We start from the raw sequence: 15,363 nt of genomic DNA, 5'->3' as shown, positions 1-15,363 counted from the left end.
GGGGCCACTGCCGGGGCCTCCGCCGCGCGGCTACACTGGGGGTATGTCCTTGCCGCGTCTTCTGTCGCTGCTGCTCTGCGTGATGAGCCCGCTCCCGAGCCTCGGACAGCCACCCAAGAGTGGAGCGCCCGCGACGTCTGGAGCGTGCAGATCCGAGGCGCTGGTCCTCGGCACCGGCACGCGAGACGTCGCCGACTCCTCGGAGCTCGTGGGGGGAGATGGCGTGCCCGATCTGGTGCTCGCCGTCCGCACGTGCCGTGGAGGCCCCTTGAAGTCCGTGGAGGTGTCCTCCGCTGACGGCAAGCTCCTGTGGGACACGTCCGCCTCCTACAATGAGACCTGGAACCTCCTCATCGCCTCTCAGCAGGAACCGGAGCGGCTGTTGCCGCGCGAGCGGTTCCTGCAGGACTCCGTGCCCCTGGCGGGCGGCAGGGAAGCGCCACCCTCGAAGGGGCTGGAGCTCGCCCTCTACGTCTCCGCCGATGGAGCCGAGCGCCAGGCCTTCCAGGGCCGGCCGGGGAAGGTGTCCGTTGCCTTCCAGGATGGCTTCCTGGAGGAGATTGCCTTCTCCCCTGCCCCGAGCCCGCTGCCTCCCCAGCTCGCGGCCCTGCTGAAGGGCTCTCAGCCCGCGCCGCTCGTGGTCCTCCAGGACTACGAGTCGCAGGATGCGCGGCGCCAGTTCGACGCCGTGCTGGCGCTCGCGGGGGCCGTGAAGCAGCTCGACCCGAAGCAGACGCTCCCCGTCTTCGAGCGCTACCTGCGCACGCCACGGACGGCGTACGCCTCGCCGGATCTGGTGCGGGGGGCGACGGCCCGAGCCCTGCGCGTCCTGGGCCCCCAGGCGCTCCCGCTCGCGCCGCTCCTCATCGAGAGCTTTCACGACGTGGACTCGGATGTCGTCCTGCAGAAGCGACGCGCACTGCTGGCGATGGGGCCCGGGGTGGCTCCCGCGCTCCTGGCGGCTCCCGCGGCGGATCGCCATGTCGCCGTGGAGCTGTTCGATCTGATCGAGCCGCGAGAGGAGCGCTACGTGCGGCTCCTGCCGCTGCTGCACGCGAAGGAGGAGCGGGTCGCGTCCACTGCCGCCAGTCTGGTGTCCTGCGAGCATGTGGCCACCCGGAGCGCCTGGCTCCAGCGGGCGGCGAAGGAGCCCGCGGCGCTCGAGGCGGCCCGGCGGGCCTTGGAGCACCCCTCCGAGGACGTCCGCCAGGCGGCCGCGGCCGTCACCGCCCTGGCCGGGGATCGCGGGGACAAGACGCGGCGGGCCCTGAGTGAGGGCTATATGCACTGCCGGCCCGATCTGGAGCTCCAGCGCAGCTATGCGGAGCTGCTGGCGAAGTTCCCTCCCGAGAATGCGAGCGAGCAGCTGGTCATCGCCGTCGTCACCGGCGGGACACCGGTGGGAACCGAGGAGGGGCGGGCAATCATCGAGCCCCTCCTGCAGTTTCACCAGGGTCAGTGGAAGCAGGCGCTCTCCCGGTTCATGGCCGGGCCCAAGCAGTGGTACGGCCTGGAGCGCTCCTGGGAGACGAAGCGCATCAAGCGTGTCGGCGCCCTGCCGACGAAGACGAAGCCCGTGGAGTTCGCGAGCGACTGCGGCAACAAGGGCTGGGGCTTCCCGATGAGCGCGCCACTGAAGGCCCCCGACGCGCGGCTGGCGTTCTCGCAGGACATCACCCTGTCTCCCTTCGAGCCGGCGACGCCCGCGCAGGTGAAGGCTCTCCAGCGCCTCCTGGAGGACCAGGACGCCGAGGTGTTCCAGAGGGCTCGGAAGGAGTTCCAGCAGAAGAACGCGTCGCAGTGCACCGCCGAGCTCGTGGCGGCCCTGAAGGAACGTCCCGACATGGTTCCCAGCCCTGGAGGCAATCTCCAGAACTGCACGGCCGCGCAGCCCGGCTTCGGCCGGCTCTGCTACACCCGGAAGTTCCGGACCTACGCCGTCATGACGGAGGAAGGTGCCCCTGCGTGCATGGGGACCTGCGTCTCCGAGGTCTGGACCGTGGACAGCGGCGCCGGACCGCGCGCTCTCACCACGACGCACCACTGCGACACCGACGAGAAGGACATCGGCGGTGGCTCACCACCCTTCCTCGTGTTCACGAGGGACGAGCGCCTCTTCATCCTCGCGGACAACACCTGCTACGAGGGGTGTGATGGCTTCCAGGTGTTCGAGGCCACCCCCACCGGTGTCCGCGGGCTGACGAGCAAGGACTCCGACGCGGCCTGCGACTGAGCACGCGTCGGAGGTGCCGGAGACGGCCGCTCAGTCGCGGCGGTAGAGCGTCATCACGCAGGCGCCGCCCAGCCCCAGGTTGTGCTGGAGCGCGACGCGCGCGTCCTCCACCTGGCGCTGCTCGGCCTGGCCGCGCAGGTGCCACACCAGCTCGGTGCACTGCGCCAGGCCCGTCGCGCCCAGCGGATGGCCCTTGGAGAGCAGCCCTCCGGACGGGTTGGTGACGAACTTCCCCCCGTAGGTGTTGTCCCCGTCCCAGATGAACTTCTCGGCCTCGCCCTCCTTGCACAGGCCGATGGCCTCGTAGGTGAGCAGCTCGTTGGCCGTGAAGCAGTCGTGCAGCTCCACCACGTCCACGTCCTCGGGGCCGATGCCGGCGCGCTCGTAGAGCTGCTTCGCGGCCTTCGCCGCCATGTCGTAGCCGACCATCTTGATCATGCTGTCCTCGAAGCTCGAGGGCAGATCCGTCGTCATCGACTGCGCCGCGATGTACACCGGCCGCGAGAGGTTGTGCTTGCGCGCGAACTCATCCGAGCACAGCACCGCCGCCGCCGCGCCGCAGGTCGGCGGGCAGCACTGGTAACGCGTCAGCGGATCGAACACCTCTTCGGAGGCGAGGATCTCCTCCACGGTGAGCGGCTGGCTGAAGAGCGCGTAGGGGTTCTTCGCGGCGTGCTTGCGCGCCTTCTCCGAGATCTTCGCGAACGTCTCGCGCTTCGTCCCGTACTTCCACCGGTACTCGCGGCCCGCCCCGCCGAACATCTGCGCCGTCAGCGGCCCGCCGGCGAAGCCCTGCGTCCGGTTCAGCACGTCCACGTGCCGCTCCACCGGATTCACCCGGTCGTCGTACTTGGCCCCCAGCGCTCCCTTCTCCATCTTCTCGAACCCGAGCGCCAGGACGCACTCGGCCAGCCCGCCCTCGATGGCCTGCCGCGCCAGGTACAGCGCCGTGGAGCCCGTGGAGCAGTTGTTGTTCACGTTGATGACCGGGATGCCCGTCAGCCCCAGCCCGTACACGGCGCGCTGGCCGCAGGTGCTGTCTCCGAAGACGTACCCGACAAAGGCCTGCTCGATCTCGTCGTAGCGCACCCCGGCGTCCCGCAGCGCCGCGGTCGCGGCCTTGGACGCCATCACGTCGTACTCCTCGCTCGCCCCCGGCTTGGCGAACTTGATCATGCCGACACCGGCGACATTGACTCGACGACCCATGACTCGTCTCTCCTTCGTGATGCGCGTCAGACCAGATTCTTGAGGAACCCCAGCCGGTGGGCGACCCGGACGTCCCCATCCACCCGCAGCCGGCTCCGCTGGAACAGCTCCCGAGCCGTCACCGTGCCCCTGGCCAGGGCCTGCAGATCCTCGTCCGCCAGCGTCAGCGTCGCGGTGGCGCCCGCCTGCGTCCCCTCGGACACGCTGCCCGGCGAGGAGCGCAGGTCCACCACCCATGCTCCCTCGGGCGCGGTGAGCTTGAACTGGACCAGGGCGGCCACTTCCGCAGCCAGCTCGGGGCTCTTCGTCAGGCGCTCTTGAAGGGCCTTGAAGACAGCCGGAGCGCAGGCCGGGCCGCTGCTCTTCGCGGCGTCCGCCTTCGGAGCCTCGGCCTTCGCGGCGGCTCCGGAGGCTGCGCCCACCTCGCGAGGATCGATCTTCGTGAGGAAGTTCAGCTTCTGTGACGCCATCACGTTGCCGGAGATCTTCAGCTTGCCGCCGAAGTAGAGCTTCTGCGGGTCGGCCTTGCCCGACGTCATCTCCATGAAGTCGGCGTCCGTCAGCTCCAGGGTGCAGTCGGCCTTGCCCACCGCGCCCTGCGTCACGCCGCCCTGCCCGTTCTTGAGATCCAGCGTCCAGGCGCTCTCGGGGCTGGTGAGCTTGAACAGGTAGACGTTGCCCACCTTGGCCACCAGCTCCGGGTGCTTCTCCACGTAGCGGCCGATGACGCCAAACACCTCCGCGCTCGCGCTGCCCTGGCTCGCGGCTGGAGCGGCCTTGGGAGCCTGAGCCTCGGCCTTGGGCGCCGCGCTGGCCTTGGGCAGCTCCGTGTGCAGCTCGATGGCGGCGTTGCTGATCACCACCTTGTTCCGCTCGACCACCTTGCAGCGCAGGACGATGCGCGAGTCGGACTCCTTCCACATCTCGGTCTGCAGCGTCTCGCCGGGGAACACGGAATCGGCGAAGCGGACCTTGATGCTCTTGAAGTAGCGCGCGTCACTGTCCCGGTACGTCGCCAGCACGTGCCGCGCCACGTGGCCGAAGGTGCACAGGCCGTGGAGGATGGGCTTGGGGAAGCCGAACGCGTTGGCGAACTCGGGGTCCGCGTGCAGCGGGTTCCAGTCTCCGGAGAGCCGGTAGAGCAGCGCCTGGTTGTCGCTCGTCTTCTCGGTGACCACGGCGTCCGGCGCGCGCTCCGGCGGCACGTTGACGTCGCTCGAGGGCCCGCGGTCCCCGCCCCAGCCGCCCGCGCCGCGCACGAAGATGGTCATCTCGTTGCGGACCAGCTCCTCGCCCGTCGCCGCATCGAAGGTGCGGATGTCCGTGACGACCAGCGCGTTCTTGCCCTTGTCGAAGATGTCCTTGATGCGCCCCTGGTGGCGCAGCTTCGCGTGCGGAGGCAGCGGCCGGAGCAGCTCCGTGTACTGCTCGCCGTGCAGCACCCGGTCCAGCCCGTAGTTCAGCCCGGGGGCCTGCTTGCCCTCGGCCACCAGCTTCAGCACGGCGTTCACCGCCGGGACGACGGCGTAGCTGGGCAGGGGCTGGAAGCCGTCCCCGTGGTTCTCGTAGACGAACCGCAGCTCCTTCGGGTTCAGCGGATCGCGCGCCGCGCCCACGCCCAGGGCGTACAGGGAGAGGTCTCGCTCGTCATACGACGTCGAGACGGCGGGGAACTCGTAGCCGAGCGCCGCGTCCACATCGATGAACTCGTTGCCCCCCCGGCTCTTGCTCTCCAGGTTCTCCATCACCGGCTGCATGGAGGAGGCGACGTCCGAAGGGAAGGTGGCCTTCTCGAAGTCGGTGATGGCCGCCCACTGGCCCTGGACGAGCTCGGGGGTGAGGTTGCGCCCCAGCTTGAAGCGCGTCCCCTCGGTGCGCTGCCAGCGCAGCTTCGCCATGAAGCCGCCGCCCACCTCGAACAGGCCGCCGTTCTCCTCGCAGCTCTCGTGGCACAGCACGGCCACCAGCGGGCTCACGTACTCCGGCTTGAGCGCGTCCGTCACTTCCTTGGGGAGGATCGTCTCGGTGAGGCGCGAGCCGGCGATGGGCGCGATCACGTTGACGAGGATGTTCTTCTTGGCGCCCTCGAGCGCCAGCGTGCGGGCCAGGCCCACCAGCCCCAGCTTGGCCATGCCGTAGTTGGCCTGGCCGAAGTTGCCGTAGATGCCCGCGGCGGACGAGGTGAAGAGGATGCGGCCGTAGCCGGCCTCGCGCAGGTGCGGCCACGCGGCGTGCGTGACGCGGAAGGCGCCGAGCAGGTGCACCCGGTAGATGAGCTCCCAGTCCTGCTCGCTCATCTTGTGGAAAGTGGTGTCGCGCAGGATGCCGGCGTTGTTGATGACGATGTCCAGCCGCTTGAAGTGATCGAGCGCCGACTGGACGATCCTCGCCCCGTCCTCCACCGAGTCGTAGTTGGCCACCGCCTCGCCGCCGGCGGCCTTGATCTCGGCCACCACCCTGTCAGCGGCCTCCGAGCTCTTCCCTCCCCCCGTGGCGGTGCCGCCCAGATCGTTGACGACCACCCTGGCGCCACGGCTGGCCAGCAGCAGCGCATGCGCGCGACCCAGCCCCTGGCCGGCACCCGTGACGATGGCGACCCTTCCGTCGAAGCGAAGCTCGTTGGACATTGATTCTCCTGTCAATGCGTCGGCACCGTTCTGACAGCGCGCCCCGGCACACGTCAACCCACGGCCGCCCGGCCGGAGATTCCCCCCCGGGTACGAACCGGATGGCGCAGCGCGTCCTCGCTATCGGTATCGCCTCTGCTCACAGGGTGCGTGAGCCGGGAGCAGGCGGCGCTACGCCATAGGTGAAGGTGAGCTCCTCCGCCTGCAGGGACTGCCGGGTGTAGCGGCTCCCGTCCTCGCGGCAGCCATTCATCTCATCCTGCCGCACCTTCAGCACGGAGTACGGCAGGAGCCTCTGGGGATCGGTCACGAGGATGAAGTGCCAGAAGCCCTCCGCGCGCTCGCACGGCTCGGACTCGTGGTAGGCCCGCAGCGGCTCCACCTCGACGATCAACTTCACGCAGCGCCGCTCCTGCTCATCGGGCGTGCAGGGCACAGCGGGCTCGATGGAGATGCGCTCCTCGGCCTCCACCTCCTCCCGCTCGAGGAAGCTCTGCCCCAGCCACAGCTTCGTCTTGCGGCGGATGGGTTCCCCTGGCACCAGCGTCACTCCGCGCCAGGCGCCCACCCGCTGCTCCCACCGGTCCCGAGCCACCCCCGCCAGGGCCGCCACGGCCCCCTGCTGCGCCTGCTCCTTCTCCTCGGCGGGCAGCGGCAGGGCTTCCAGCAACTCCCGCACCGCCTCTTGCTGGGGATTCTCCGCCCCGAGGAAGTTGCCCTCGCGATCGAAGATGATGGTGACCTCGGGGTCCATGAAGGACCCGAACACCGAGGAGGGCTCCCCGTCGCTGACCGCCACCAGCCGCCGCTGGTCCTCCCGCGCCCCCGGCTCCTCTCTCAGCCAGTAGGAGCGACGGGACTCCATGGCTCCTCCCTGCCCGGACATCTGGATGATGGTGTGCTGTTCGACGCGGCCGGAGAACCCCTCGGGCCAGGCGAAGCGCAGGGTCACCGCGTTGGCGGGCAGTTCCCGCCGAGCCGAGGAGGAGGTGGTGCACGAGCACATCCCCAGCAGCAGGGCAGCGCACAGGAGGAGACGGGGGGAGCAGGGCATGGTCGCTCGACAATAGACCTTTCGAGGGGCCTCCGGACTTCTGCCCCGCGGTACGTCTCACGGTCCTCCGCCTCGCCTCGTGTAGGTATGCTTGGGGAGAAAGAATGCGAGCCCGCAGGAGGTTGGAAGCCGTATGCCTCACGTACGCCCCGCAGCCGTGGCCGGAGCCTTCTATCCTGAAAGCAGGGAGCAGCTCGCCGCGACGGTCGATCGCCTGCTCTCCGAGGTTCCTTCCCGCCCCGGGCAGGTCCCCAAGGCGCTCGTCGTGCCCCACGCGGGCTACGTGTACTCGGGCCCCATCGCCGCCACCGCCTATTCGCGGCTGCTCGGCACGCCCCCCCACTTCCGCCGCGTGGTGCTGCTGGGGCCCGCCCACCGTGTCCCGTTCCGTGGCCTGGCGCTGCCCGACGCGGAGGGGCTGGAGACGCCGCTCGGCGTCCTCCCGGTGAGCGCGGAGGGAGTCGCCGCCGCGGCCCGGCTCCCGCAGGTCTCCTCCTCCGCCCGCGCCCACGCGCACGAGCACTCCCTGGAGGTGCAGCTTCCCTTCCTCCAGCGCGTGCTGCCCGGAGTGCCCGTGGTGCCGCTCGTGGTGGGCTCCGCCAGCGCCGAGCAGGTCGCCGAGGTGCTGGAGCAGCTCTGGGACGGCGACGAGACGCTCATCCTCATCAGCTCGGATCTCTCGCACTACCTGCCCTATGAGAAGGCGCGCGCGGCGGACCGCGAGACGGCCGACCGCATCCTCGCGCTCGACGCGGAGCACCTCGACACCGAGCAGGCCTGTGGTGCCATTCCCCTGACGGGCCTGCTGCTCGCGGCCCGGCGCCGAGGCCTGCGCGTCCAGGAGCTCGATCTGCGCAACTCGGGCGACACCGCCGGGGACCACTCGCGGGTGGTGGGCTACGGCGCGTTTGCCTTCACCTCTCCCCAGGTGGTCCTCTGATGCGCGGCCTCACCCTGCTGGCCCTCGCCCGCGCGGCGGTGGAGGAGTCCCTGGACGGCCCGCGCGTCCAGGTGCCCGACGAGCCCTGGCTGGCCGCGCCCGGCGCCTGCTTCGTCACCCTGCGCAAGGATGGCGATCTGCGCGGCTGCATCGGCAGCCTCGAGGCCCACCGCCCCCTGTCCGAGGATCTCATCCAGAACGCTCGGAGCGCCGCCCACCGCGATCCCCGCTTCTCGCCGCTCCGGCGCAACGAGCTGGACGCCGTCCGCTTCGAGGTGAGCCTGCTGACGCCGATGGAGCCGCTCGAGGTGCACTCTCGACAGGAGGCGCTCGAGAAGCTGCGGCCCGGGGTGGATGGCGTGCTGCTGCAGTGGGGCCCACACCGCGGCGTCTTCATCCCGAAGATGTGGAGGCAGCTGCCGGCTCCGGCGGAGTTCCTCACCTTCCTCCAGCGCAAGGCGGGGCTGCCGTCCCGGGAGTGGCTGTCGGGCACCCGGCTGTGGCGCTTCACCGCCGAGGACTGGTCCGAGCCCGAGCTGCGCAACTGAGCGGCGTCGACACTTCGACAGGCTTCGTCACCTTTCGACAGGTGTCGTCAGCGCTCGTCACTTCGACACCTCGCCTTACAGCAACCCCTCGATTTTCCAGAAGTACGGTGTAGTCGGCCTCCAGGCACGGCCATTGCGAAGGGAGGGCTCCGTCTCTTTCCGGAGTCCTCTCGATGATGACCAAAGCAGCAGCCTCTGTCTCGATGCTCCTCGGCGCCGCGGCGCTGACCCTGTCCTCCACCGCTCACGCGGAGACCTGTGGCTGGGCTCCCGCGGGATGGAACGCCCCCAACGGCGCCGCCGTCTTCAACAAGGGCCCTGGCCCCGTGGACGCCGTGCTCACCGCGGTGGGCGAGTACCGCTCGCACTCCATGCTGTCCCACGGCCTCACGGGCGTCACCCACGCCACCATGAAGATGCCGACGGAGAACGCCTGGCCCCTGCTGTGCGGCCTGCCCCTCAACGCCGATCAGCTCCGCTACGGGTACCCCGGCCTGTCGCAGGTTGGCGTCGGAGGCATCTACACCTACCTCAAGGGGAGCACCTTCCTGGGGTACCAGCGCTACAACGCGGCGGCCGCGGATGGCATCGCCAACGCCCAGTGGTGGAACCACGCCGTCATCTTCGGCCACTCGGACACCGACCCCAACGCGCCCGTCGACTTCCCGGTGCTCAACGGCGGTCGCGTGCCCTACTCGCTCTTCCAGTTCCGCGATCTGCAGGGCGCGAACCTGGCCGCGCCCTGGTCCACCAACAACGGCATGGTGTGCTCCACCTACCTGGCGCACGCGCACGCCTACGGAGGCCAGGGCCAGATCAGCGCCTACACCTACTCCCACGGCCAGCTGGCCGCGGCGGCGGACTCGCTCTTCAACAACGTGAACAACGACTGCCGCAACGAGCAGGGCTTCTGGGGTGGCGCGGCGCTCACCTTCATCTGCCCCTTCTTTGACGTGTGCGCCAACGCGGCCCACCAGGTCGCCAACTGCATGGCCACCAACAGCTGCGACCGCAGCGAGCCCCACATCTGGCAGGGCGTGCGCAATGACCCCGTCTCCGTGGCCCGCTCGATCAGCCCGGATCGCATTGGCGGCTGGGGCGTGCACTGGGGCACGCGTGACCTGAACAACGTCTGGGCCCCTGACTACAACCACAACCTGCAGTTCAACTCGGGCGGCGCCGTCTACGGCTGCTGGCACTGAGCGCGGAAGGAAGAAAGGAGCCCACCATGAGCCCCCACACGTCCGCCTCCCGCCGCTTCCCGACGAAGCCCCTGCTGGCCGGAGCAGGCCTTGCCACCGTCGCGCTGCTCTGGTGGCTCCTGCCTTCCGGAGCCGCCGCCGACCTCTCGGAGCCACGGCCCACCGCCGCACCCACCGCCACCGCCACCACCGCCACGGCGACGCCCCCGCCGCCCGCCAAGGCGGCTCCCCAGGCCGTCGCCGCGCCGGTGGCCGACTCCCGCCCGGCCCCGGTGATCGACGAGATCACCGTGGAGAAGCCAGAGGTGTGCTCGGGCGAGGAGAACCTCGTCTCCATCCGCGCCCACACCGTGGACGGCACGGATGATCACCTCCACTACGTGGTGGGCAGCGAGGGCGGCCAGCGCCTGCCGGTGCGCATCTGGAAGAACTCGGACGGCACCTACCAGGTGCCCACGGTGAGCGTGTTCGGCCGCGACAACGTCGCCACCCAGGTGCCCCTGCCGGCGTACAAGGTGAAGGACTGCGAGCCGATGCGCAACGCGCTCGTCACCTCGCGGATGATGATCAACACCATCGGCGAGTACGAGTTCCAGGTGCGCGTGGTGGACGTGGCCGCCAGGAAGCTGGCGGACGCGAAGCCCTTCAAGGCGGTGCGCTACGTGTGGGACTGGGGTGACGGCGCCACGGAGACCACGGAGCTGCCCGTGGCCACCCACCGCTTCGCGGGCCAGGAGATGGACAAGATGTACTTCCAGTACCTGGTGTCCGTGGAGGCGGTGGCCGCCGACGGCGAGCGCGTCAAGGGCCGCCAGGGCCTGCAGGTCCTCAATAGCGCCTACGAGAACTTCGTCTACCGCAACATCGTCACCGTGATGGGCGAGGGCACCCCGCGCTTCCCCATGCTGGGCGCCGATGGCGTGGTGCGGCAGACCTTCCGCCTCTTCCACTACGCCAAGGGGCCGGTGCGCATCACCCGGGTCACCGCGGTGCGCTATGGGATGGGGGCTCCAGACCGCCAGTCCGAGCCGCCGCGCGAGGAGGCCCACGAGACAAATGAACTGGCGGTGCACGTGGTCCCCCCGGGCAAGGGCGTGGAGCTCCAGGTCACGCTGAACACGAAGGCCGAGCCCGACGTCGCGATGATCACCTACGAGCTGGAGGGCACCAGCGAGGACGGCCACACGGCCCGGGGCTCGTTCTCGGTGATGCGCCCGCCGGATCCTCCCACCCGGGAGAAGCACAACCCGGTGACCGACCCGCTCCTCATCGCCAAGATCAAGCGCGCCCAGCAGTTGCTCGAGCAGCAGTTCGTTACAGGTGAAGATCTGAACCGGCTGGAGGCCGAGGGGAAGTTCGACGACCTGCAGCCCCAGGGCTCGCGGCGCCAGGGAGGCTGAGCGCGGAGGAGGAACCCGCGTTGCCGCACTCCTGGCACTCGGGGGAGACTACAGTGTGACCATGAGCGTCGCACCGGGTCCCTTCTCACAGTCCCCCGTGCTGTATGTGGACGACGAGCCTGACAACCTGGAGCTCTTCCGGCTCCACTTCGAGGAGGACTTCGAGGTGCGCACCGCCACGAGCGGCCAGGAGGCACTCGCCCTCATCGAGAAGGAGCGGATCGGCCTCATCCTCACGGATGAGCGGATGCCGGGGATGAGCGGCATCGAGCTGCTCGCCCAGGTGGTGGCCCGGCGGCCGGAGACGGTGCGCGTCATCGTCTCCGCCTACAGCGACGCGGACCGGCTGCTGGCGGCCATCAACCGGGGCCACGCCCACGAGTACATCGTCAAGCCCTGGGACGCGAGGGAGCTGCGCTTCTGCGTGGAGCGGGGCCTGGCCATGGTGGAGAGCCGCCGGCGCCTGGCCTCGCGGGCCGAGCTGGCGGAGGTGCTGGAGCAGGATGCGCGCGAGGAGCGTGACACCGGGAACATCGTCGGCGCCTCCGGGGGCCTGCAGGGCACGCTCCAGCAGGCCCGGCGCGCGGCGCAGAGCGACGCCACCGTGCTCGTCCACGGAGAGACGGGCACGGGCAAGGAGCTGATCGCCCGCTTCATCCACGAGGAGAGCCGGCGCGCGGTGGGGCCCTTCGTGCGCGTCAACTGCGCGGCGCTCGCCGAGGGCGTGCTGGAGAGCGAGCTGTTCGGCCACGAGCAGGGCGCCTTCACCGGCGCGGTGAAGACGCGGCGCGGGCGCTTCGAGCTGGCGCACGGCGGCACCATCTTCCTGGACGAGATCGGCGACATCTCTCCCCGGCTGCAGGTGAGCCTGCTGCGCGTGCTCCAGGAGCGCGAGTTCGAGCGCGTGGGCGGCAACCAGACGCTGCGGGTGAACGTGCGCGTCATCGCCGCCACCCACCGGGATCTCGCGCGGCAGGTGGCGCAGGGGCGCTTCCGCGAGGATCTCTACTACCGCCTCAACGTGCTGCCGCTCACCGTGCCGCCGCTGCGCCAGCGCCCCCAGGATCTGGGGCCGCTCGTCACCCACTTCATCGCCAAGCACGGCGGGCCGTACCGCCGCGCGCGGGTGGGGCCCGGCGTGGTGGAGGCGCTGGCGCGCTACCGCTGGCCGGGCAACGTGCGCGAGCTGGAGAACCTGGTGCAGCGGGCGCTCGTGCAGGCGCAGGGGGACGAGCTGGTGCTCGACGACTTCTGCCTCACCCTGACTCCGGTGACGGCGGAGCCGGCCTCGAGCGCCGAGCCAGCCCCCAGCTCCGAGCCCGCCTCGGGCGGAGTCCGCGAGGAGGTGCGCCGCAGCGAGACCGAGCAGCTGCGCGAGCTGCTCGTCCAGCATGGCGGCAACTGCTCCAGCGCGGCGCGGGCGTTGGGCATCCCGCGTACGACGCTGATCAGCCGCGCCAAGAAGTACGGGCTGCTCTGAATGAGAGGCCCGCGGGCACGCCTGGGAGTCGTCCTGCTGCTGCTCGGGAGCCTGAGCGCCTCGGCGGCGCCCGTGCTGGCGCTGACGCCCCGACAGTCGCCGTCCACCCTCATCCCCGTGCTGGAGGTCTTCGAGGACACGTCCGGCGCGCTGACGGTGGAGCAGGTGGAGCTGCGCGCCGAGCAGGAGCTGCCCCGGATCGATCTGGAGCAGCTCAACGTGGGCTATCAGCGCAGCGCCTTCTGGCTGCGCTTCCGGCTGCTGAACGCGGGCCGGGAGCCGGGACACTGGCTGCTGGAGCTGCCGCGCCCGGTCGACGAGGCGACGCTGTACACCCGGGGCAAGGACGGGCACTTCGTGGGCCGGCGCTCCGGGAAGATGCTGCCCATGTCCCAGCGCGAGGTGCGCGGCGAGCGGCTCCTCCTGAATGTGTCCCTGGATCCGGGCGAGTCGCAGCTCTACTGGCTGCGCATGGCGGGAGAGGACACGCTGGATCTCACCCCCACGCTCTGGTCGGACGACGACTTCGCCACGGACTCCTCCCGGGCGAACCTGGTGGACGGCCTCTACTTCGGCGTGCTGCTGGCGATGTTGCTGTTCAACCTCTTCCTCTTCCTGTCCACCCGGGACCGCACCTACTTCTACTACTCGTTCTTCCAGCTGGGCATGGTGCTGACGCAGGCGGCGCTGGATCAGACGACCTTCCGATACCTGTGGCCCGAGTCCCCGAGCTGGGCCGCCCGCAGCGAGATCCTCTTCGCGTCGATCCTGCTGTTCGGCTCCCTGGGCTTCACCCGCGACTTCCTGGAGCTCGCCAGGGTGGCCCCCTGGATAGACCGGCTGCTCTCCATCGTCATGGGGCTGGCCGGAGTGCTCGGGGTGGTGGCCCTCTGGACGAGCCACCACTTCGTGCAGCAGGGAGGCATGGTCCTGGTGGTGTTCTGCGCCGCGTTGATCCTCCTGGCGGGCGTGGTGGCCTGGCGTCGGGGGAGCCCACACGCGCAGCTCTTCCTGGGGGGCTGGGTGGCCCTGCTGTGCGGGACGTTCGCCTCGGGCTTCGCGGCCACCGGCTACCTGGTGCCCCCGACGACTGCCTCCTACCTGCCGCGCGTCGGCTCGCTGGTGGAGGCGGCGCTGCTCTCCTTCGGCCTCGCCCAGCGCATCCGCGCCCTGCGGCGCGAGCACAAGCGCGCGCAGGATGAGCTGCTGGAGGAGCGCACCGCCCAGGCGCACGTGCTGGAGGTGCGCGTGGAGGAGCGCACCCGCGAGTTGATGCAGGCGCTGGAGCAGCTCAAGGCCGCCCAGGCGCGCATGGTGCAGCAGGCCCGGCTCGCCTCGCTGGGCCACCTGGTGGCCGGGGTGGCTCACGAGGTGGGCAACCCGCTCAACTTCACGCGCGGAGGCGCCCAGGATCTGCGGCGCCGGCTGGAGCTGCTGGAGGGCGTGCTGGGAAGTCAGGAGGCGGGGCAGCCCGAGCTGTCGGCGGCACGCAAGGCGCTCGAGGGGGCGAAGCGGGCGCTGAAGCTGGTGCAGACGGGGAACGAGCGCATCCACCGCATCGTGGAGAACCTGCGCAACTACGTGACGGCGCGCAGCGTCGCCCCGGAGCTCACGGATCTGGCGGCGGACCTGGAGGCGACGCTCACCCTGGTGGGCAAGCGCCTGGACGAGCGCGGCATCCGGGTGCACCGGGACCTGCAGCCCCTGCCGAAGGTGCCGTGCCGCTCCGGTGAGCTGAACCAGGTCTTCACCAACCTGCTGCTCAACAGCGCCCAGGCCATGCCGGACGGCGGAGACATCTTCATCACCGGCCGCCGCGTCGATGGGCGGGTGGAGCTCGTCTTCCGGGACACGGGGCCGGGCATCGCCCCGGAGCACCGCGAGGCCATCTTCGATCCGTTCTTCACCACCCGCGCGCCCAGCGAGGGCACGGGCCTGGGGCTGTCCATCTCGCACGAGATCGTCAGCCGTCACGGCGGGGAGCTGCGCCTGGTGAGCGGCGAGGGCGGCGCCACCTTCTCCATCACCCTGCCCCTGGAGCCTCCGGTTGAGGCAACATCGGCCCATGCCCCTTCCCGATGACCTGAGAGCCCGCCGCGAAGCCATCCTCCGTGAGCACTTCGACTCGGAGAACCGCCACGACTTCGAGGCGACGATGACGACGTTCCGCCACCCGCGCTACGAGCTCATGGCCACCGGCGACGTGTACGAAGGAGCCGAGGCGGTGAGGCGCTACTACAAGGAGTCACGCACCGCGTTCCCGGATCAGCGCAACCGCCTGCTGACGATGCACCACGCGGACGACGCCATCATCACCGAGTTCGAGCTGTACGGGACGCACCTGGGCAACTACCGCGGACTGCCCCCCACGGGCCGAGCCTTCAAGGCGCGGATGAGCGCCATCTTCCTCTTCGAGGGAGAGCTCATCACCTGCGAGCGCATCTACTTCGACGCGAACACCATCCTGCGGCAGCTCGGCATCGCCCACGACCCGCTGACCCTCAAGGGCAGGCTGGCCACGGCGCTGAACCACCCCGTCACGGTGGGCAAGGCATTCCTACGCCAGGCGTTACATCGTGCAAGAGCGGTCAGCCCCGCGAGCCGAGAGAGGGATGCCAGGCATGGGAGCGATCGGCCGTAGCCACCTGCCCTCTCCTTCCGCCACGCACT

11 protein-coding genes are annotated in these 15,363 nt (G+C 70.0%); 8 read left to right on the top strand and 3 right to left on the bottom strand.

All coding sequences use genetic code 11. The features are described 5' to 3' along the window. Positions 1 to 49: 49 nt before the first annotated feature. Positions 50 to 2,233 (top strand): hypothetical protein, encoded by a 2,184-nt coding sequence (locus KY572_RS37250; RefSeq protein WP_224248472.1) that lies wholly within the window; start codon positions 50 to 52, stop codon positions 2,231 to 2,233. Positions 2,234 to 2,263: 30 nt separating this feature from the next. Here KY572_RS37250 and KY572_RS37245 read toward each other — a convergent pair whose 3' ends face one another. The 3 genes from KY572_RS37245 to KY572_RS37235 form a co-directional block, all read right to left on the bottom strand. After that, positions 2,264 to 3,442, bottom strand: coding sequence for a lipid-transfer protein (locus tag KY572_RS37245; protein WP_224248471.1), 1,179 nt, complete (start codon positions 3,440 to 3,442; stop codon positions 2,264 to 2,266). A gap of 26 nt (positions 3,443 to 3,468) precedes the next feature. Next, positions 3,469 to 6,069 carry a peroxisomal multifunctional enzyme type 2 gene (locus KY572_RS37240; RefSeq protein ID WP_224248470.1) on the bottom strand — a complete coding sequence of 867 codons (2,601 nt, stop codon included), beginning with the start codon at positions 6,067 to 6,069 and terminating at the stop codon, positions 3,469 to 3,471. A 139-nt stretch (positions 6,070 to 6,208) separates the two neighbouring features. Next, positions 6,209 to 7,123, bottom strand: a complete 915-nt coding sequence (locus KY572_RS37235; protein ID WP_224248469.1) for a hypothetical protein — start codon at positions 7,121 to 7,123, stop codon at positions 6,209 to 6,211. A 133-nt stretch (positions 7,124 to 7,256) separates the two neighbouring features. Between KY572_RS37235 and amrB the strand changes: the two genes are divergently transcribed. The 7 genes from amrB to KY572_RS37200 all read left to right on the top strand — a co-directional run bounded on the left by amrB (position 7,257) and on the right by KY572_RS37200 (position 15,334). Next, positions 7,257 to 8,063: an AmmeMemoRadiSam system protein B gene (gene amrB, locus KY572_RS37230; protein ID WP_224248468.1), complete on the top strand. Its 807-nt coding sequence runs from the start codon at positions 7,257 to 7,259 to the stop codon at positions 8,061 to 8,063. Beyond that, entirely contained in the window at positions 8,063 to 8,611 is a 549-nt protein-coding gene (gene amrA / locus KY572_RS37225) for an AmmeMemoRadiSam system protein A (protein WP_224248467.1), read from the top strand. The genes amrB and amrA overlap by 1 nt, the downstream gene beginning before the upstream one ends. 173 nt (positions 8,612 to 8,784) lie before the next feature. Beyond that, positions 8,785 to 9,813: a hypothetical protein gene (locus tag KY572_RS37220; protein WP_224248466.1), complete on the top strand. Its 1,029-nt coding sequence runs from the start codon at positions 8,785 to 8,787 to the stop codon at positions 9,811 to 9,813. Positions 9,814 to 9,839: 26 nt separating this feature from the next. Next, positions 9,840 to 11,213 (top strand): PKD domain-containing protein, encoded by a 1,374-nt coding sequence (locus KY572_RS37215; RefSeq protein ID WP_224248465.1) that lies wholly within the window; start codon positions 9,840 to 9,842, stop codon positions 11,211 to 11,213. 61 nt (positions 11,214 to 11,274) lie between these two features. Next, the gene (locus tag KY572_RS37210; RefSeq protein WP_224248464.1) at positions 11,275 to 12,693 is read left to right on the top strand and encodes a sigma-54-dependent transcriptional regulator; all 1,419 of its coding nucleotides are present in this window, start codon (positions 11,275 to 11,277) and stop codon (positions 12,691 to 12,693) included. Beyond that, positions 12,694 to 14,775, top strand: a complete 2,082-nt coding sequence (locus tag KY572_RS37205; protein ID WP_224248463.1) for a sensor histidine kinase — start codon at positions 12,694 to 12,696, stop codon at positions 14,773 to 14,775. Next, positions 14,759 to 15,334 (top strand): ester cyclase, encoded by a 576-nt coding sequence (locus KY572_RS37200; RefSeq protein ID WP_224248462.1) that lies wholly within the window; start codon positions 14,759 to 14,761, stop codon positions 15,332 to 15,334. Before KY572_RS37205 ends, KY572_RS37200 begins: the two co-directional genes overlap by 17 nt. The last annotated feature ends 29 nt before the right edge of the window (positions 15,335 to 15,363 follow it).

The sequence above is a fragment of the Hyalangium gracile genome, assembly GCF_020103725.1.
GTDB classification, from domain to species: Bacteria; Myxococcota; Myxococcia; order Myxococcales; family Myxococcaceae; genus Hyalangium; species Hyalangium gracile.
Note: the sequence above shows the minus strand (reverse complement) of the source record. Positions and strands in the feature narration are given on the sequence as shown.

Coding starts and splice junctions, on each gene's coding strand:
- amrA (WP_224248467.1), top strand. CDS start 8,063: ATGCGCGGCCTCACCCTGCTGGCCCTCGCCCGCGCGGCGGTGGAGGAG.
- KY572_RS37240 (WP_224248470.1), bottom strand. CDS start 6,069: ATGTCCAACGAGCTTCGCTTCGACGGAAGGGTCGCCATCGTCACGGGT.
- amrB (WP_224248468.1), top strand. CDS start 7,257: ATGCCTCACGTACGCCCCGCAGCCGTGGCCGGAGCCTTCTATCCTGAA.
- KY572_RS37215 (WP_224248465.1), top strand. CDS start 9,840: ATGAGCCCCCACACGTCCGCCTCCCGCCGCTTCCCGACGAAGCCCCTG.
- KY572_RS37220 (WP_224248466.1), top strand. CDS start 8,785: ATGATGACCAAAGCAGCAGCCTCTGTCTCGATGCTCCTCGGCGCCGCG.
- KY572_RS37210 (WP_224248464.1), top strand. CDS start 11,275: ATGAGCGTCGCACCGGGTCCCTTCTCACAGTCCCCCGTGCTGTATGTG.
- KY572_RS37235 (WP_224248469.1), bottom strand. CDS start 7,123: ATGCCCTGCTCCCCCCGTCTCCTCCTGTGCGCTGCCCTGCTGCTGGGG.
- KY572_RS37245 (WP_224248471.1), bottom strand. CDS start 3,442: ATGGGTCGTCGAGTCAATGTCGCCGGTGTCGGCATGATCAAGTTCGCC.
- KY572_RS37205 (WP_224248463.1), top strand. CDS start 12,694: ATGAGAGGCCCGCGGGCACGCCTGGGAGTCGTCCTGCTGCTGCTCGGG.
- KY572_RS37200 (WP_224248462.1), top strand. CDS start 14,759: ATGCCCCTTCCCGATGACCTGAGAGCCCGCCGCGAAGCCATCCTCCGT.